General features: G+C 48.3%; 17 protein-coding genes. 16 read left to right on the forward strand and 1 reads right to left on the reverse strand.

The annotated features are described in order from the left end of the window. Positions 1-5: 5 nt before the first annotated feature. The 5 genes from uvrB to NTZ10_02740 are packed head-to-tail and all read left to right on the forward strand — an operon-like array spanning position 6 to position 7,202. Positions 6-1,976 (forward strand): excinuclease ABC subunit UvrB, encoded by a 1,971-nt coding sequence (uvrB, locus tag NTZ10_02720; protein ID MCX5749140.1) that lies wholly within the window; start codon positions 6-8, stop codon positions 1,974-1,976. After that, complete coding sequence (gene dapA, locus NTZ10_02725; protein MCX5749141.1) at positions 1,964-2,866, forward strand: 4-hydroxy-tetrahydrodipicolinate synthase; 903 nt, start codon at positions 1,964-1,966, stop codon at positions 2,864-2,866. Before uvrB ends, dapA begins: the two co-directional genes overlap by 13 nt. After that, positions 2,859-4,532, forward strand: coding sequence for a ribonuclease J (locus NTZ10_02730; protein MCX5749142.1), 1,674 nt, complete (start codon positions 2,859-2,861; stop codon positions 4,530-4,532). Before dapA ends, NTZ10_02730 begins: the two co-directional genes overlap by 8 nt. Before the next feature lie 36 nt (positions 4,533-4,568). Continuing rightward, positions 4,569-6,704 carry a hypothetical protein gene (locus NTZ10_02735; GenBank protein MCX5749143.1) on the forward strand — a complete coding sequence of 712 codons (2,136 nt, stop codon included), beginning with the start codon at positions 4,569-4,571 and terminating at the stop codon, positions 6,702-6,704. A gap of 12 nt (positions 6,705-6,716) precedes the next feature. Continuing rightward, the gene (locus NTZ10_02740; protein ID MCX5749144.1) at positions 6,717-7,202 is read left to right on the forward strand and encodes a hypothetical protein; all 486 of its coding nucleotides are present in this window, start codon (positions 6,717-6,719) and stop codon (positions 7,200-7,202) included. On the opposite strand, the gene rpmB is transcribed toward NTZ10_02740, so the two are convergent. Then, entirely contained in the window at positions 7,199-7,390 is a 192-nt protein-coding gene (rpmB, locus tag NTZ10_02745; GenBank protein ID MCX5749145.1) for a 50S ribosomal protein L28, read from the reverse strand. The genes NTZ10_02740 and rpmB overlap by 4 nt on opposite strands. Before the next feature lie 100 nt (positions 7,391-7,490). On the opposite strand from rpmB, the gene recG reads away from it, so the two are divergent. From recG to NTZ10_02800, 11 genes are all read left to right on the forward strand, one after another. Beyond that, a complete protein-coding gene (recG, locus tag NTZ10_02750) occupies positions 7,491-9,566 on the forward strand; it encodes an ATP-dependent DNA helicase RecG (protein MCX5749146.1) in 2,076 nt (691 codons plus the stop codon). Beyond that, positions 9,563-10,120: a 16S rRNA (guanine(966)-N(2))-methyltransferase RsmD gene (rsmD, locus tag NTZ10_02755; protein ID MCX5749147.1), complete on the forward strand. Its 558-nt coding sequence runs from the start codon at positions 9,563-9,565 to the stop codon at positions 10,118-10,120. The genes recG and rsmD overlap by 4 nt, the downstream gene beginning before the upstream one ends. Next, positions 10,117-10,602 (forward strand): pantetheine-phosphate adenylyltransferase, encoded by a 486-nt coding sequence (coaD, locus tag NTZ10_02760; protein MCX5749148.1) that lies wholly within the window; start codon positions 10,117-10,119, stop codon positions 10,600-10,602. The genes rsmD and coaD overlap by 4 nt, the downstream gene beginning before the upstream one ends. Further along, positions 10,590-11,090, forward strand: coding sequence for a hypothetical protein (locus NTZ10_02765; protein MCX5749149.1), 501 nt, complete (start codon positions 10,590-10,592; stop codon positions 11,088-11,090). Before coaD ends, NTZ10_02765 begins: the two co-directional genes overlap by 13 nt. A gap of 19 nt (positions 11,091-11,109) precedes the next feature. After that, complete coding sequence (locus NTZ10_02770; protein MCX5749150.1) at positions 11,110-12,174, forward strand: glucose-1-phosphate thymidylyltransferase; 1,065 nt, start codon at positions 11,110-11,112, stop codon at positions 12,172-12,174. Between the two features lie 72 nt (positions 12,175-12,246). Continuing rightward, positions 12,247-12,702 (forward strand): dTDP-4-dehydrorhamnose 3,5-epimerase family protein, encoded by a 456-nt coding sequence (locus NTZ10_02775; protein ID MCX5749151.1) that lies wholly within the window; start codon positions 12,247-12,249, stop codon positions 12,700-12,702. Next, positions 12,703-13,719, forward strand: a complete 1,017-nt coding sequence (rfbB, locus tag NTZ10_02780) for a dTDP-glucose 4,6-dehydratase (protein MCX5749152.1) — start codon at positions 12,703-12,705, stop codon at positions 13,717-13,719. A gap of 15 nt (positions 13,720-13,734) precedes the next feature. Next, positions 13,735-14,712, forward strand: a complete 978-nt coding sequence (locus NTZ10_02785) for a polysaccharide export protein (protein MCX5749153.1) — start codon at positions 13,735-13,737, stop codon at positions 14,710-14,712. Positions 14,713-14,731: 19 nt separating this feature from the next. After that, positions 14,732-16,429: a polysaccharide biosynthesis tyrosine autokinase gene (locus NTZ10_02790; GenBank protein ID MCX5749154.1), complete on the forward strand. Its 1,698-nt coding sequence runs from the start codon at positions 14,732-14,734 to the stop codon at positions 16,427-16,429. Positions 16,430-16,489: 60 nt separating this feature from the next. Continuing rightward, a complete protein-coding gene (locus NTZ10_02795) occupies positions 16,490-17,281 on the forward strand; it encodes a polysaccharide biosynthesis/export family protein (protein ID MCX5749155.1) in 792 nt (263 codons plus the stop codon). A 4-nt stretch (positions 17,282-17,285) separates the two neighbouring features. Next, positions 17,286-18,182, forward strand: a complete 897-nt coding sequence (locus NTZ10_02800) for a Wzz/FepE/Etk N-terminal domain-containing protein (GenBank protein MCX5749156.1) — start codon at positions 17,286-17,288, stop codon at positions 18,180-18,182. Positions 18,183-18,185 lie beyond the last annotated feature (3 nt).

Genomic DNA, 18,185 nt, shown 5'->3' on the forward strand with positions numbered 1-18,185 from the left:
TCGTTATGAGCGATTTTAAACTCAAGTCCGGCTTTTCCCCTTCAGGCGACCAGCCGCAGGCGATCGAAAAGATAGTAAAAGAAATAGAAAAAGGCGAAAAGTATACTACGCTCCTCGGCGTCACCGGGTCAGGAAAAACTTTCACGATGGCAAGTGCCATCGCTCAGGTAAATAGACCCACTTTGATACTTTCACCCAACAAGACCCTCGCCGCGCAATTATGCCAGGAGTTCAGGTCGTTCTTCCCTTCGAGTTCAGTGGAATATTTCGTCAGTTTCTATGATTATTACCAGCCGGAGGCATATATCCCGACCACCGACACTTATATCGAAAAAGATTCCGCCATCAATGATGAGATCGACAGGCTCCGCCACAGGGCTACGATGTCGCTTTTTGAGAGAAGGGATGTGATCGTCGTCGCTTCCGTGTCCTGTATATACGGTCTCGGCACGCCGGCCAATTATCTTGAAGGCTCGATAAATATCGATGTCGGCCAAAATCTAAACAGAGATAATCTTTTATACCAGTTTGTCGGAGTAAAATATGAAAGGAACGATACAGTTCTTTCACGGGGGAAGTTCCGCGCTAGAGGCGATGTGGTCGAAGTGATGCCGATATATGAAACGAATATATTCAGGATCGAACTGGACGAGGACAAAATATCAAAAATTTCAGAAATAAATCCTACTACCGGCGAGGTTATCGGAAAGAAAGATTCTCTTCATATATTCCCCGCGACCCATTATGTCACTTTCAAAGACAGGCTTGAAGGATCTTTAAAGAACATCGAGGACGAACTTTCGGTACGGCTGAAAGAGCTCAAAGATAAGAACAAGCTTGTCGAAGCTCAGCGGCTTGAGCAGAGGACGAACTATGACATCGAGATGATAAGGGAAATGGGGTACTGCCACGGGATAGAAAATTACAGCAGGCACCTTGACGGCAGAAGGCCGGGCCAGCCGCCGTCGACTTTGATCGATTATTTCCCTAAAGATTTCCTTATGTTTATCGACGAGAGCCATGTCGCTGTCCCGCAGATAAGGGGGATGTATGCCGGGGACCAGGCAAGGAAGAAGACCCTTGTCGAGTATGGTTTCCGCCTCCCGTCGGCCCTGGACAACAGGCCGCTCAATTTCAGCGAGTTCACACAGCGGCTCAACCAGTGCCTGTTCGTTTCGGCGACCCCGGGAGAATACGAGACAAGCCAGAGCAAAAAGATCGTCGAGCAGATAATCAGGCCTACCGGGCTTATCGACCCGGAAGTGGTACTGAAACCGACAAAGGGGCAGATAAAAGACCTTATCAAGGAAATAAAAATACGCGTTGAAAAAAAAGAGCGGGTGCTCGTCACGACGCTCACGAAAAGAATGGCGGAAGACCTTTCCGAGTACCTGCAGGAAGCAAAAATAAAGAGCAAATACCTGCATTCCGATATCGATACTCTGGACAGGATAGATATCCTCAGAGGGCTGCGGCTGGGGGAATTCGATGTCCTGGTCGGGATAAATCTTTTGCGGGAGGGGCTTGACCTGCCCGAAGTCTCTCTCGTGGCTATCATGGATGCCGATAAAGAAGGGTTTTTAAGGGGAGAAACATCGCTTATACAGACGATAGGCCGCGCGGCGAGAAATATAAACGGGAAAGTATTCCTCTATGCCGACAGGATGACCAGGTCGATGAAGAAAGCCGTCAGCGAGACCAACAGGCGTAGGGCCCTCCAAATAAGGTATAATAAAAAGAACAATATCACGCCAAAAACGATAATAAAAGAAGTAAAAGATATCAGCGAGCAGATAAGTAAAGTTAAGGGCGAGGATATTAAGAGGCTCAAAGGGATAATCAAAGAAGAAGAGGTCCCGATATTGATAAAGAGGCTTGATGAAGAAATGAAGACAGCGGCGATAGAGCTCGAGTTCGAGAAAGCCGCTGTCATAAGGGACCAGATAAAGGAGTTAAAAGGCTTATGGAAAAAATAGGAAGAATAATAACCGCGATGGTGACACCCTTCAAGGAGAACGGCGAAGTGGATTATAAAAAAGCGGAAGAAATGGCCGTGTTCCTCACGGAGAACGGTTCCGACGGAGTCGTCGTGCATGGTACGACAGGGGAATCGCCGACGCTCACGCATGACGAGGAATACGAGCTTTACAAAGTGGTAAAAAACGCCCTCCAGGGCAAAGCTTCGCTGATAGCCGGGACCGGGTCAAATTCAACGGACACGACTATAAGATCGACAAAAAAAGCGGAGCAGATAGGCGCGGACGCCGCGCTTCTTGTAGTGCCGTATTACAACAAGCCTTCACAGGAGGGCCTGTACCAGCATTACAGGGCTGTTGCTCGTAGCACGGGGCTGCCTTTGATAATCTATAACATCCCGGGGCGTACCGGTATCAACATGCTGCCGGAGACAGTAGCGAGAACAGCTGAGTTTAAGAATATAATCGGATTAAAAGACGCTGCGGGAGATCTGAATTATACATCCGCGGCAAGAACACTGCTTCCGAAAGACTTTCTGATCTGGAGCGGGGATGATTCGCTGACGCTGCCTATGATGTCGGTTGGCGCGTACGGAGTGATAAGCGTCGCGTCGCATCTTGCCGGCAGGGAGATCAAAAAAATGGTGGACCTGTACGTGAGCGGAGACGTAAATAAAGCGGAGGAGATCCACAGGAAGCTGATGCCTTTATTTAAAGTGCTTTTTATCGCGCCCAACCCGTCCCCGCTGAAATTCGCCCTTAAAGCGATCGGGCACGACTGCGGCAAAACGCGTCTTCCTCTCGTGGAACCGTCAGCCGCGGAGAAAAAAGAAATAATAAAAGTGATGAAAGGCCTTTCTCTCATCGAAGACGGCGCGTATGATGTTTAAGAATTTCGGAAAAAAACATCTCGAGATAATACATCTTGGCGGTCTGGCAGAGATAGGCAAGAACATGACCGCTTTCAAGTTCGGGAACAATATCATCCTTGTCGATTGCGGCATAAAATTCCCTGATGATGACATGCACGGGATAGATTTTATCCTGCCGGACTTTGATTTTGTAAAAAATAACAAGAACCTCATCAGAGCGCTGTTCCTGACACACGGGCACGAAGACCACATCGGCGCTATCCCGCATCTTCTGCGGGAAATAAATGTGCCGATATACGGGACAAGACTGACATTAGGGCTGCTTGAAGATAAACTTAAGGAAAGCAAACAGCTGAAGACCGCAAAATTGAACGTGGTAAAACCGCGTGATGTCATAAACATGGGGCCTTTCAAAGTTGAATTTCTCAGGGTATGCCACAGCATACCTGATTCAACTGCCCTGGCGATAAAGACGCCTGTCGGCACGGTCTTACATACCGGAGATTTTAAGATCGACCATACCCCCATTGATGGCCAGCAGCTTGATCTTGTAAGGTTCGGCGAGCTCGGCAAGGAAGGCGTGCTTCTTCTGATGAGCGATTCCACGAACGCGGATACCGCGGGATCAACTCCTTCCGAAAAAACCGTCGGAAAGACATTTGAAAAAGTCTTTAACGAAGCTCCGGGAAGGATAATAGTCGCTACTTTTGCATCGAGCATTCACCGGGTCCAGCAGGTGATCGATGCCGCGGCCAGGCACGGCAGGAAGGTGGCGATATCCGGTTTTTCTATGCAGAGAGTGGCAAATAAAGCCAAAGAACTGGGTTATTTGAAAGTACCCAAAGATATGCTTGTTAAACTTGATGATATACACAAGGCAAATCACAAGAATTTAGTCATTCTTACTACAGGCAGCCAGGGAGAGCCGATGGCCGCTCTTTCACGCATGGCAAAAGGGGAGCACAAGCAGGTTAAGATCCAGAAAGGCGACACTGTCGTGATCTCAGCCATACCTATCCCGGGCAATGAAAAGTCAGTCTATAATACGATAAATAAACTTTTCAGGTTCGGCGCGGAAGTCATCTATGAAGAGCGGCACGGGATCCACGTCTCCGGCCACGGCTGCCAGGAAGAGATGAAACTCATAATCAATCTTGTAAGGCCGCAGTTCTTCATCCCGGTGCACGGCGAGTACAGGCACATGGTCGCACACGCGAAGATCGCCAGGGAAAGCGGCATCGCGCCGGAAAATATCTTTATCAACGAGAACGGCGATATCCTCCGGCTTTCACGGAACAAGGCGAGCAGGGCGGGCAGGATCGAGATAAAAGAGATGCTCGTGGATAGCACCGGCGCGGGAGGCGAAGGGTCACAGGTCCTGTCAGACCGCAGGCAGCTCGCGGAGAACGGCGTCGTGATAGTCAACTTAATAGCATCAAAAACGGATTTCAGGAAGATCACGGATATAAGGATAGAGACAAAAGGATTTGTCTTTTCAAAGACACATGATGAGGTCATCAAGAGGTCGAAAGAAATGATCGACGCGGCCATGCGCAGACATTACAAGAGCAGGTTCCGGAATATCGGCTCAATCAGGCAGGAGATCCAGAAAGAACTGCAGAAATACTACCGCAAAAAAATAAACCGCCTGCCGGTCGTCATCGTAATGGCGGAGCAGGTCTGATAAAGCCGTCCGTATGATATAATTTTCCCATAGTAAATGCCAAAATACCGTATCGGAATAGATGTCGGAGGAACGTTCACCCACGCTGTCGCGATAGACAATTCAAATTATGAACTCGCGGGACAGGCCAAGCTCCCTACAACTCATAATGCGGAGAGAGGCGTCGCCCAGGGCATAATTGATTCGCTGAATAAACTTCTTTGCGATTCAAATATCAGTCCCGCCGATATAGTCTTTATCGCCCACAGCACTACACAGGCCACGAACGCATTACTGGAAGGTGATGTCGCGGCCGTCGGGATAATCGCTGTCGGGAAAGGCGTGGAGGGAAAAAGAGTCAGGGCTGAAACAAATATCGGTGATATCGATCTGGATAACGGAAAGAGATTAAAGGTTTTAAGCAGATATATTGAATTAAAAGGTGAAAAGATAGAAGCGGAGACGGTAGACGGTATCATAAAAGATCTTGTCAAGGATGGGGTCCAGGTGATCGTAGCTGCCGAAGCTTTTTCCGTCGATGATCCGGTGAATGAAGACTTCATAGTGCGGTGCGCGATCGAAAAAGGACTGCCCGCGGCCGCGACGCACCAGATATCCGGGCTCTACGGTCTGCGCATGAGGACAAGGACCGCGGCGGTCAACGCGAGCATAATGCCCAAGATGATCGAAGCGGCTGTCGCCACGCAGGATTGCGTCAGGCAGTCCGGGATAACCGCTCCGCTCATGATAATGCGTTCCGACGGCGGGGTGATGAGCATCGATGAGATGAAAAAGCGGCCGATACTCACGATACTTTCCGGCCCGGCGGCGGGAGTCGCTTCCGCGCTTTTATACGTGAAAATATCGGACGGTATTTTTCTCGAGGTCGGAGGCACAAGCACGGATATCTCCGTGATAAGGAACGGCAGGGCCCTTGTAAAGTCCGCAGAAATTGGCGGCCACAGGCTTTATCTGAGGACGATAGATTCCCGCACTGTCGGAGCCGCGGGCGGATCGATGCCGAGGATCTGCAACGGAAAAATCGTCGATGTCGGACCAAGAAGCGCGCATATCGCAGGGCTGAAATACGCATCATTTTCAAATGTTGATGAAATCGTAGGGGCGCACAGCCGTGCGCCCCTACAGGATGGATATTTTTCTATCGGAGGGAAATACGCGGTAACGACGACCTGCGCCGCGAATGTCCTGGGTCTCGTAAGAAAAGAGGACTGGGCTTACGGGAACAGGGATGCTGCGGAAGAAGGAATACGGATCCTGAGTAAAAAGATCAGCAGTTCGCAGGCTGTTTCGCCGCAGCAATTATCAAAGTCGATATTAAAGACCGCATCGGCAAAGATCATCAAGACGATAGATTCCCTGATCAAAGACTATAAACTTGAAAAAGAGAACGTCACTCTGATAGGAGGAGGCGGAGGCGCCGCGGCGATAGTCCCGTTCACCGCATCGGAGCTGAAGATGGAATACAAGATCGCGGATAATCATGCCGTCCTTTCGGCGATCGGCGCCGCCCTGGCTTTTGTAACGGATACGATCGAAAAAAGCGCGGTGGACCCTTCGCGGGAGGATATTTTGAAAATAAGGCAGGAAGCGGAGGAATCGGTCAGAAGGATGGGGGCCGATCCCAATTCGATCGAGGTCTCCGTGGAAGTTGACCTTCAAAAGAACGTGATCAGAGCTGTGGCATCGGGCGCTACCGAGCTCAGGAAAAAGGACCTTCAACTTAAAAAGATCAACGAAGAAGAGAAGGCCGGCATTCTCTGCAGTTCATTCAAAGCGGCCAAAAACGACATAAAGCTTTTAGGCTCCACAGACTGGTTTGAAGTGTGGGGGGCAAAAAAAGAAAGACGGTCATTCTTCGGTTTGATAAAGAATACGGACAATTCAGTGAGAGTGATCGACAAGCAGGGGATAATAAGGATCCAAAGACGTAATGCGATCGTTATTGAGGTAGCGGCGGGTTTTAAACCCGCCGCTGCCATTGAACAATTATTGGAAAAACACACTGTTTACGGAGATGCCGGAGAAAAAACACCTCCGCTGACTGTTCTAAAGGGCAGCAGGATCATCGACCTGTCCGGGCTGGTGAGCAAAGAGCAGGTGACCGGATTGTTCGGCCTCGAGATGAAAAACGCTTCACATGACGAGAAAATTGTTATAATATTAGATCATTAGGAGAAAATATTAATGGCCAAAGAGATAAAACCCGGGAAAAAATTCAAATACGGCCTTGAGACCGTACTCAAGGTCAAAGAGATAAGGGAGAAGAAAGAACAGGAAAAATTCGCGACCAGGCAGAAAGAATATTACGTCGAAAAAACGAAAGAGCAGGAGATCCACGACACAAAAGACCAGCAGGCCAAGGAGTTCAAGAAGATCGTCGGGAAAGGCAGGATATCCGATTTTTCGAAGGTGCTCCAGAGACGCCAGCACCTGGGCGTCCTCAAAGAGGAGCTCGATAACCAGATAGAAAAGGTGATAGACGCGAGCCAGAAACTCGAACGGCAGAGGGAAAAACTGCTCGATTCCATGAAGGACAGGAAGATCATCGAAAAAGACAAAGAACATAAGCTCGACCAGTATAACGAAGTGATGAAGCTATACGACATAAAATTCATGGATGAAATAGCCACATTAAGATTTAAAAGAGATAAGTTTGAAAAGGAGTCCTAGACCGCTTTTTTGATCTTCCCCGATTTCATGCATTTGGTGCAGACATTTTCCCTGCGGACCTTGCCGTTGACGACGATCCTGATCTTTTGAAGATTAGGAAGCCACCGCCTAAGGGACTTCATGTTCGAATGGCTCACGGTGTTACCCGAGAGCGGGCCTTTTTTGCAGATAAAACAGCGACGCGACATTGATTGATTGCTCCTATTAAAAATATACCATAAACATAACGCGGTCGCAACCCGCATTGAGAAGCATATCGCTTATCGCTCTCCGTGATAAAATACTCTTATGCAGCAAAAATTGGATACTCCGGTCCAGTACCTCAAAGGCGTAGGGCCGCATATCGCAAAGCTTCTTTCAAAGGTAGGGGTCAAGACGGTCAACGACCTGATATTTTATTTTCCCCGTGACTGGGAAGACAGGCGCAATATTATGCCGGTCTCAAATATTAAGGTCGGAGAGGATTGCCTGATAAAAGGAAGGCTCGGGGGAGCAGTCTTACAGAGGACAAAGAACAGGTTCGCGATAGTCAAAGCCATTATCAGCGATGACACGGGTTCAGTATGCGCGGCATGGTTCAACCAGCAGTTCCTTAAAAAGACTTTCGATAAAAATAAAGGCAAAAAGATATTCATCGCGGGGAAGGCGGAGATGAACGGTTATTCAGGCGGGATGGAGATCGCGGTCAGGGATTTCGAGGTGCTTGAAGAGAACGAAAAAGAAGATGACAGAATAGTCCCGGTATATCCTCTGACAGCAGGGCTTTACCAGAAAAGGCTCAGAAGGATCACAAAAACGATGTTGCCGGAATATGTTCCCGGAATTGAAGACCCTCTGCCGGATGAAATACAAAGACAATGCCGTCTTATCCCGATAAAAGCGGCGATCTCAGGGCTCCATTTTCCACTTAGCTTTGATGATGTTCATTCAGCAAGAAGAAGACTGGCGTTTGACGATCTTTTTATGATGCAGCTGGTCCTGGCGCTGCGCAGAAAACAGGTAAGGGTCGAAGGTAAAGGGATCGAATTCAAAATAGACCCTGTCTGGCTGGCAGCATTTGAGAAGACGCTGCCTTTCGAGCTTACAGGAGCCCAGAAAAAGGTCATCGAAGCGATAAAACTTGATATGTCCTCTCAAAAAGCGATGAACCGCCTGCTCCAGGGTGATGTAGGTTCCGGGAAAACGATCGTTGCCGTCGAAGCCGCGATAATAGCCGTAAAGAACGGATATCAGGCCGCGATAATGGCTCCGACGGAGATCCTCGCGCAGCAGCATTTTCAAAAGATCAGCAAATATGTCGAGCCGCTCGGTATCCCGGTGCTGCTTCTTACCGGAGGAGATAAAGCTTTAAATAAGAAAAAAATAAGGCAGTCATTCATGACGACAGAGGCGTGCATAGCGGTCGGGACACATGCCCTGATCTCGGAAGGAGTGGAGTTCTCAAATCTCGGCCTTGCGGTCATCGATGAACAGCACAGGTTCGGCGTCATCGAAAGATCAAAACTGAAGCAGAAAGGCCTGACGCCTGATCTTCTTGTGATGACGGCTACTCCGATCCCGAGGACCCTTGCTCTGACCCTTTACGGTGATCTGGACAGGTCAAATATCGACGAGATGCCGCCGGGGCGCACACCGGCCATAACAAAATTCGTCGGCGGAAAGAACAGGCAGCAGATGCAGGAATTCATGAGGCAGAAAATAAACGAGGGGCAGCAGGTCTTTGTGGTGTGCCCTTTGATCGAAGAATCAGAGAAGTCAGACCTTGCTGCCGCTAAAGAGACTTCAAAAGGGCTGCAGACAATATTTCCGGAGTTTTGTGTCGGGCTTCTTCACGGGAAAATGAAGACCGCGGAAAAAGACGCTGTAATGCAGGATTTCAAGAATAACAAGATCCGTATCCTGGTCTCGACTACTGTCATCGAAGTAGGCATCGATATCCCGAACGCGTCGGTAATGGCCATAGAGCACGTCGAGCGCTTCGGCCTTTCACAGCTCCATCAGCTTCGCGGACGCATTGGAAGGGGGGCCGCGCAGTCATATTGTTTCCTTTTGGGAAATCCGGGCACGTATGAAGGCAAAGAAAGAGTGAGGACCATGGTCGAGACAACGGACGGTTTCAAAATTGCGGAAGCGGACCTCCGCCTCCGCGGGCCGGGGGAATTTCTCGGCATCAGGCAATCGGGCCTGCCCGAGTTCCGAGTTGCTGATATCATCAGGGATGAAGAGATACTAAAGGAAGCAAGAAAGATCGCTTTTGACCTCGTGTTGAAGGACCCGAAACTGGAGATGGAAGAACATATTCCTTTAAGGAAAGAACTGGACAGGAGATTTTCGGAATTTATCGATAAGGATGTATTCAATTGAGAGTAATATCAGGCTCCGCAAAAGGAAAAAAATTAAAGTTCCCCAAAAAAGCGTCGAAAGTGCGTCCGCTTTCGGACTTCGCGAAAGAAGCGCTTTTTAATATTCTCGCGGGCAGGGTCGAAGGCGCATATTTTCTTGATCTTTTCGCGGGCACCGGCCAGGTGGGGATCGAGGCCCTGAGCAGGGGCGCAAAGCTTGCTATCTTTGTCGAAACGGACAGGAATGCCGTTTCAGTTATCAGGGAAAACCTTGAACTTACCGGATTTTCCGGTTGTGCTGAAATATTTTCAATAGACGCGGTCAAAGGGGTTTCCGTCTTAGACAAAAATAAGGCAAAATTCGACATTATATTTATCGGAGCCCCGTACGGCTTTGATATTCTTGAAAAAACATTGGAAAAGATCGCAAAAAGTGATATATTAAAGGAAAATACCGTGGTGATCGCCGAACACAGTAAAAGGCATGTCCTGCCGGACAGCTATGAAGGGCTTATAAGGAACAGGCAGGAAAAGTACGGCGATACGGTGTTCTCGTTTTACGGAGGCGGCAAATGAAGATCGCGGTCTATCCGGGCAGTTTTGATCCGATAACTAACGGACATCTTGATATTATCGAACGCGCCATGAAGATATTTGACAAAATATTTATCGCGGTGCTGCGGAACCCGGAAAAGAAACAGCATTTCAACCTTGAAGACAGGCTTGAGATGACAAAGGAAGCGGTCAAGAGCATCGCCGGCGTCGAGGTGGAAAGTTTTGAAGGCCTTCTGGTGGATTACGCGGTGCAGAAAAAAGCCTGCGCGATAATAAGGGGACTGAGAGCGGTCTCGGACTTCGAATATGAGTTCCAGCTGGCGCTGACCAACGCGCATTTAAAACCGGAGATCGAAACGGTGTTCCTGATGACCGGGTCCAGATATTCATACTTAAGCTCAAGCCTCGTTCTCCAGATATCTTCTCTCGGGGGCGACATAAGCGATTTTGTCCCCGATACTGTGAACAAAAAAATCAAAGGGGGAATAAAATGGAAATATTAGGCCTGATCGACACTCTGGAATCGGTGATCTGCGACAGTATAAAGATCCCTTTTACGGGGAAGACGATAGTGAACGAATCGGACATCCTGTCGATAATAGATAAGATGAGGCTGGTGCTGCAGAGCGGGGAAGGTTTTAGCAGGACAAAGATCGCCACAAAAGCCGGCGAGATGATGCTGCACGCGAAGCCGCATGAGGGTGCCGACGGCGCAAAAGCCGCACCGGCGGACAATCCCGACGGAAAAGCGGCCGAAATAATCCAGCAGGCGTACCAGGTCTCAAAAGAGATCAGGGCGGGCGCGGACAGATACGCGGATGATGTCCTGGCGACGCTTGAAGCCACAACCGGCAGGATAATAAGGACGGTAAAGAACGGCAGGGTAAGGCTGAACAAAACAAACCCTTCGGACTCGCAGTATCAGGGCGCTTCCAGAGAACCGGTCCCGGAAATATTCACGCAGATCGACGCGCTGGAGACAAAGACTTGACACAAAAGGAAACTCTCTCTTGAAAGCCTTGATATTATCCGGCGGCGCGGGCACAAGGCTGCGTCCGCTAACGCACACGAACGCGAAACAACTGATCCCCATCGCGAATAAACCCATAATATTTTACGGTATCGAAGCGATAGCCCGCGCCGGGATAAAAAATCTTGCGATAATCGTCGGAGATACGGCCGAAGATGTGATGAGAGAGGTCGGGGACGGCAGCCGCTGGGGCATAAGGATCACCTATATAAGACAGGAAGCTCCTCTCGGCCTGGCGCACGCGGTGAAGATATCCCGGGATTTCATGAAGGACGATCCTTTCATAATGTACCTCGGGGACAATATCCTGAAAGAAGACCTGAACGAGTTCGTGAACAAGTTCAATAATAACAAGCCGAATTCGCTGATCCTTCTGACAAAAGTGCCCAACCCCGAGCATTTCGGGGTCGCGGAGATCGATAAGGACGGCAACGTATTAAAACTTGTTGAAAAACCGAAACAGCCAAAAAGCGACCTTGCTCTTGTCGGGGTATACCTGTTCGATAAAAATATTTTCAAGGCCGTAAATTCCATAAGACCGTCGGCGAGGGGAGAGCTCGAGATAACCGACGCGATCCAATGGCTGATGGATAACGGGTTTAAAGTCGAGCATCACCGCGTCACGGGATGGTGGAAGGACACAGGAAAACCTTCGGACATCATCGAAGCGAACCGTCTTATTCTTGAGATGGCGGAAAGCAAAATATCCGGAAGCATCGATGAAAAAACCAAGGTAAACGGTGTAATAATTTTGGGTGCCGGCGCCAGCATAACCGGCAGCAGGATAAACGGACCGGTCGTGATCGGTGAAAATGTCAGGATCATTAACTCTTCGATAGGCCCGAACGTTTCGATAGCGTCCAATACGGTAGTAGAAAACAGTTCGGTCGAGAACAGTATAATACTTGAAGAATGCAAAATAATAAATATAAAAAACCCGATATCGCAGAGCATACTCGGGAGAGGCGTTTCTATCGTTTGCCGGGAAGGCAAAAAAAATGTTGCTATTTTGGGCGATAGAAGTGATATAATATTGGCGAATTGATATATATAATTTATAACGGAGCGGGTTCGGGACCCTGTACGTTATAAAAATATAATTATTTAGGAGATAAATATGATCGAGGGCGTCGAAACCAAAAAACTGAAAGTGATCCCCGATGAAAGAGGCCGATTGATGGAGATGCTGAGGAGCGATGAGCCGATATTTCAAAAATTCGGGCAGGTCTATATGACCACGGCATATCCCGGCGTTGTAAAAGGGTGGCATTACCATAAAAAACAATCCGACAATATGGTCGTAGTATCCGGGACGATGAAAATAGTCCTTTTTGACTCGAGGAGCGATTCAAAGACAAAAGGCGAGGTCAACGAGTTCTTTTTGGGGGATCACAACCCCTGTCTTCTCCGTATCCCGCCGTACGTCTATCACGGGTTCAAATGCGTAAGCGAAAAAGAGGCCATGGTGATAAACATTCCCACGGAAATGTATGATCACAAAGATCCTGACGAGTTCAGGGTTGACCCGCACAAGAATGATATCCCGTATAAATGGGACAGGAAGGACGGATAAATGAAACGGGTATTGGTCACCGGCGGGGCAGGTTTTATAGGCAGTAATTTTGCCAGGTATCTTCAGGAAAAACATCCTGATTATCATGTGACGGTGCTTGACTGTCTGAGCTACGCCGGGAACATCGATAATCTCAAGGACCTGACGGAAAACCCGAACTTTTTTTTCTATCACGGCGACATCAGGGACAAGAATGTCGTCAATAATCTGGTGTTCAACTGCGACAGCATCGTTCATTTCGCGGCGGAAACGCATGTTGACAGGTCCATAATAGACGCGGATTCGTTCATTTCGACCGATGTCTACGGGACTTATGTTCTGCTTGAAGCGGCGCGCTCTTACGGGATAGAAAAATTCGTCCATATCTCCACGGACGAGGTCTACGGCGAAGCGCCGGACAGGCCGTCCGTCGAAGAAGATGCCCTTAATCCTAAAAGCCCGTATGCCGCGAGCAAGACAGGGGCCGACAGGCTGGCGTTCTCATATTTCACTACCTATAATGTTCCGGTCGTCATTTCGCGGTGCGCGAATAATTACGGACCGTACCAGTATCCGGAAAAACTCATACCGCTTTTCGTGTCTAACGCGCTCGAAGATAAACAACTCCCGGCTTACGGAACGGGAAAAAATACAAGGACCTGGATACACGTGCTTGATCACTGCTCCGCGATAGATATGCTCCTTCACGGGCCGGATGCCGCGAACGGCCACGCGTTCAACATCAGTTCAAGGGAGGAATTCTCGGTACTCGATATCTCAAATATCATACTTAAGACGCTGAAGAAACCGCCTTCCCTGATACAGTTCGTCAAAGACCGGCCGGGGCATGTCGTGAGGCACGCTGTTGACCCTTCGAAAATGGAAAAGATGTTCGGTTGGAAGTCAAAGATAAAATTCGAAGAGGGGATAGCAGAGACGATAAAATGGTACAGCGATAACCGGGACTGGTGGACAAAGATCAAGGACAGGCAGAAAGAATATAAAGATTTCCAAAAAAAATGGTATGAAGAAAGATGAAAAAAGGAGGCAAAAATGAAAACCGGAATTAAGGCTCTCTTTTTAATTATGGTATTCCTTTTGATCCCGGCGATCGCTTCAGGCGAGGAAGCATACAAGATAGGTGCCGGAGATGTACTGGAGGTGCACGCGTGGGACGCCATGGATTCCGATCTGTTGATAGTAAATCCGATACTTCCGGGATTGACCCAGGCATATATAGACCCTCATTCCGTCACGGTCTCAAGGGACGGGAAAATTTACATACCCATGCTGGGATCGCTATATGTCAAAGGAATGGATGTCAAGAGACTTGAAAGCATACTGCGTACGGGCTTAAGAAGATATGCCAAAGGCTCAAACGTGACCGTGATGATAAAAACCCCAAAATCAATAACAGTCAATATCGCCGGCGAAGTAAGGAATCCCGGCGCGTACAATATCCCCGACGGTCGGCTTAATGAGCTCTCACTGTTGAATTATATAAAGAACGCGGGCGGTTATACCGAGGACGCGGATATAGATGAGATAGAGATCACCAAAATGAACGGTTCGAAGAGAACGGTCGACCTGCGCAAAATGATGAACGAAAACGACATTTCACAAAATGTGACACTGCATGACGGGGATACGGTGGTAGTGCCTCAGTCCGTCGCAAGGGTATATGTCTTAGGCCAGGTCACAAGGCCCGGAGGGGTGAAATTTATCAATGGTTCTACGGTCATAAGTTACATCGCGATGGCAGGCGGCCTCCTGAAAACCGCCGCGTCCGATAATATAGGTGTCGTGAGAGGAGATCCTGGAAACCCCGTCGTAAAGAAGGTCAAGGTGAACAGGTTCGCGAATTATGACAGTCAGGACACGCAGATAGCGGTATTGCCCGGCGATATCATCTTTGTGCCGATGAGCTGGTATTACAACTGGTCGGATGTGGCGTCGCTGATCGTCGGATACAGGGATGCGAGGGACGCGTCTATCGACCTGATAAGTCCGAACGAATGGAAACTCAGATAAGCGTATCGGAAGGTAGATCGTGGAAATAAAAGAATTTATCGGAGTATTGTTAAAAAGAAAGAACATCGTGTTACTTTCGACGGTCATTATCTTCGTGATCGTGGCGGTATGGACGATGCAGCTGAAACCGGTATATCAGTCAAGTATCAAAATACTTGTGCAGAAAACCTCTCCCGGCCTACCCGGTCTTTCAGATCTTGCGGACCTGGGGCAACTAACGGGGAACTCCAATTTCAGCAATCCCATGAGCACGCAGATCGAGCTGATGAAGATGCGGCCGGTAGTCGAAAGGGTCATACAACAGTTAGATATCAGAGACGAGGACGGTTCTTTGATCAGTTACGAATCAATGCTAAAGAGGGTCACGATCTCAAATGTCAAGACGACCGATATAGTCCGGCTTGACGTAAGATCAAATGATCCTGTGGAAGCGATGAATATCGCGAATTCGATAGGCAGGGTCTTTATGGAGCATGACGAAAAGACAAAAAAGGAGATGGCGAATGAAATAAGGAGATTCATAGAAACTCAGGTGGCTGTCACGGGCAGGGAACTGGCCGTGGCGGAGGTCCCGATGTCAAAGAACATCAATATCGCCAAGAACACGCGTTCAGGCATGATCACGGCCCAGAATTATAAGGACCTTTTAAAAAAACTGAGCGAAGCTAAGATATCCGAAGCATTGAATATCAGCAATGTAAGGATAGTAGAAGCGGCGGAACTGCCGGAGAAACCTATATCGCCCAAAAGACTGTTGAATTTCCTTCTGGGTTTGATAGCCGGCTTTATGACCGGAGCATCGATAGCCGTATCGCTGGAATATTTTGACGATTCGATAAAATCCCCGGAAGAATTGAGCGCGGCCGTTAAACTTCCGATACTCGGCAGTATCCCCGTTCTGCCTGTCAAGGACGGTAAAGCAGTTTCTTTAGAACAGGCAAAAGGTTTCAGGCTCCGTGATTTTCCTGCCTGGCTTTTTGGCATGAGGCCAAAAACAAGCAAGCACGCCCTGCCTGTCAAGAGCAATTTCAAGGAGCTGATAATCCTTGAAGACCCGAACAGCCCGCAGTCCGAAGCTTTCAGGACAGTAAGGACGAACATCGAATTCGTAAGGCCGGACGAGCCCGTAAAAACGATGGGGGTAACAAGTTCAGTCCCGAACGAGGGGAAAACGGTCTTTACGTGCAATTTAGCCGTCGCGCTGGCGCAGACGGGAAAAAGTATACTTCTGGTCGATTGCGACCTCAGGCAGTCGCGGGTGCACGACATATTCGGGCTTAAAAACGACAAGGGCCTGTCGTCATACCTTTCGGGCGTTTCAGACATCACCGATATAATACAAAGATCCGGTGTAAATAATTTAAGCATAATCACCGCAGGGCCCCTCTCTCCGAATCCTTCCGAGCTCCTGGACTCGAAACGAATGAAGATATTCATCGATGAACAGTCGGTGAAATATGATCACATATTGATCGATTCCCCCCCCGTCAATCTCGTTACGGATGCGGCGATCATGGGCTCTAAACTGGACGGGATGCTGATAGTCGTTGATTACCAGTCCACCCGCAAAGCTGATGTCATTGAAGCAAAGCGGCTGCTTTCCGAGACGATGTCGGACGTGCTCGGCCTGGTCATCATGAAGATCGTGCTCAACAAGAAGAACAAGTATTATAAGAAATATTATTACCGAAAGTTCGATATAAAGAAGAAGCAGTAAAACCATTTACAAGCCCACAGTATATTGATTGTCTGATCAAGAGTATGATATATTTAGACTATGCGAAAGAAAGCCATTAAATTCATTGCCGCAATAGCGGCATTCTGCTTCTCAGCAAACGCAATGCCTTGTTTTGCGCAGGACTATGCGGGAAGCAACGCGCCTTCTCCCGCAAATTACCAGTCGCAGTATTTATACTCTCAGCAGGAAATGAAAGTCTATAAACTTACGCCGGGAGATTCGATAGAGCTCGCGATAATAGTGGGGGATAACGCTAAAAGTCTGGATTATAAATTTATCATTTCTCCGATGGGGGAGATATATATACCTAATATCGGGTTAGTGGATATCATGGGGCTTTCGATAGAGGATGCCCGCGCGAAGATCGATAAAGAAATAAAAAAGTATTTCAAAGAGCCGTTCAGGTCGTATCTGGTCCTGGTCCAGCCGAAGATCACCCGGCTAAAAATGCAGGGAGACGCGATCACCATCCCTTACACGCAGAGATATGTTTATGTTTACGGTGAAGTGGCGGACCCGGGGAGATTCGGATTTCTGCCGGGATCAAAGCTGTCAGATTACTTTAATTTCGCGGGAGGCCCCACGGGAAGGGCAAATCTCAGCTATGTAAGCGTTGCCAGGAATGTTGAGGGAAAACCGCAAGTGTTTAATGTTAACGCCAATGATCTTATATATAAAGGCGTCAAGGATAATGATGTCGTAATACAGGCCGGAGATATAATAAAGGTTCCCGCGAACTTCTTCTACTTTTCGGACTTCGCGACATTCGTCAATACTATATTGCTTGGAATTACGCTTTACTATACAGTGCAGAATTTTATAAAGAGATAAAAATATGGATGATGAAATAAATATTAAAGAAATAGCAGCGATACTCGCCAGATGGTGGAAGCTTATCGCCGCGGCCGTTCTGTTGTTCGGAGCCTCTGCTTTCATTCTCTCCTCCATCGCAAAGCCGGTCTATGAGGCCAAAGCAAAGATACTGATGAGGGCTTCAGGAGGCGGTTCTTCTTTGGGCGCTCTGTCCGGTCTGGCAAGCATTGCCGGAATAAATATCGGTGCGGGCGGGGCCGGAGAATTACAGGGTCTTATAGACAGCCGCAAAGTGCAGGATTATGTATCCGAGGACCTGATCAACAGCCGCAATGTTACGGAGTTTGTTTCAAAGGAAGTCGCTACTTTGTTTGCGGACGGAAAACCTGCTGACATGGGGAAAATGACAGCCAAGCTCGAAGGCAGTTATTTTGTTATCACAGTGAGACACAAGGATCCGTATGCAGCGCAGCTGATAAGCAATGCCTATGTGCCGGCTCTTTCTCTTTACTGGAACAGTTTGAATGCATCGGAAGCCAAGAAGAAGATCGAGTATATAGAAAAAGAAATGCCAAAAATACAGGCGCAACTGAAAACTGCCGAAGAAAGACTTAAGAGCCTGACGTATTTAAATGATACCCAGAGTGCGATTGAGACTGTCGAGATATTAAGGGCTAAAAGAGAAGTTGAGATACTAAACTCAGTATATATGATGCTAAGAAATCAATACGAGACCGCCAAGCTTGACGCGGCCAAAGAGATCTCTCCTTTTTCAGATGTGGAGCCGGCTTTTTTGCCTGCCTATCCTGTATCTTCCAAGACCCCCTTTAACACTGCAATCGGGTTCATAATGGGTTTGTTTGCCGGAGTCTTTGCGGCCTTTACAGCAGATTTTCTGTTTCCCAAGAAAAAAGGCTGACAC

This window comes from Candidatus Saganbacteria bacterium, from assembly GCA_026387835.1.
Lineage (GTDB): Bacteria > Margulisbacteria > WOR-1 > JAKLHX01 > JAKLHX01 > JAPLKZ01.

Coding starts and splice junctions, on each gene's coding strand:
- uvrB (MCX5749140.1), top strand. CDS start 6: ATGAGCGATTTTAAACTCAAGTCCGGCTTTTCCCCTTCAGGCGACCAG.
- dapA (MCX5749141.1), top strand. CDS start 1,964: ATGGAAAAAATAGGAAGAATAATAACCGCGATGGTGACACCCTTCAAG.
- NTZ10_02730 (MCX5749142.1), top strand. CDS start 2,859: ATGTTTAAGAATTTCGGAAAAAAACATCTCGAGATAATACATCTTGGC.
- NTZ10_02735 (MCX5749143.1), top strand. CDS start 4,569: ATGCCAAAATACCGTATCGGAATAGATGTCGGAGGAACGTTCACCCAC.
- NTZ10_02740 (MCX5749144.1), top strand. CDS start 6,717: ATGGCCAAAGAGATAAAACCCGGGAAAAAATTCAAATACGGCCTTGAG.
- rpmB (MCX5749145.1), bottom strand. CDS start 7,390: ATGTCGCGTCGCTGTTTTATCTGCAAAAAAGGCCCGCTCTCGGGTAAC.
- recG (MCX5749146.1), top strand. CDS start 7,491: ATGCAGCAAAAATTGGATACTCCGGTCCAGTACCTCAAAGGCGTAGGG.
- coaD (MCX5749148.1), top strand. CDS start 10,117: ATGAAGATCGCGGTCTATCCGGGCAGTTTTGATCCGATAACTAACGGA.
- NTZ10_02765 (MCX5749149.1), top strand. CDS start 10,590: ATGGAAATATTAGGCCTGATCGACACTCTGGAATCGGTGATCTGCGAC.
- NTZ10_02775 (MCX5749151.1), top strand. CDS start 12,247: ATGATCGAGGGCGTCGAAACCAAAAAACTGAAAGTGATCCCCGATGAA.
- rfbB (MCX5749152.1), top strand. CDS start 12,703: ATGAAACGGGTATTGGTCACCGGCGGGGCAGGTTTTATAGGCAGTAAT.
- NTZ10_02785 (MCX5749153.1), top strand. CDS start 13,735: ATGAAAACCGGAATTAAGGCTCTCTTTTTAATTATGGTATTCCTTTTG.
- NTZ10_02795 (MCX5749155.1), top strand. CDS start 16,490: ATGCGAAAGAAAGCCATTAAATTCATTGCCGCAATAGCGGCATTCTGC.
- NTZ10_02800 (MCX5749156.1), top strand. CDS start 17,286: ATGGATGATGAAATAAATATTAAAGAAATAGCAGCGATACTCGCCAGA.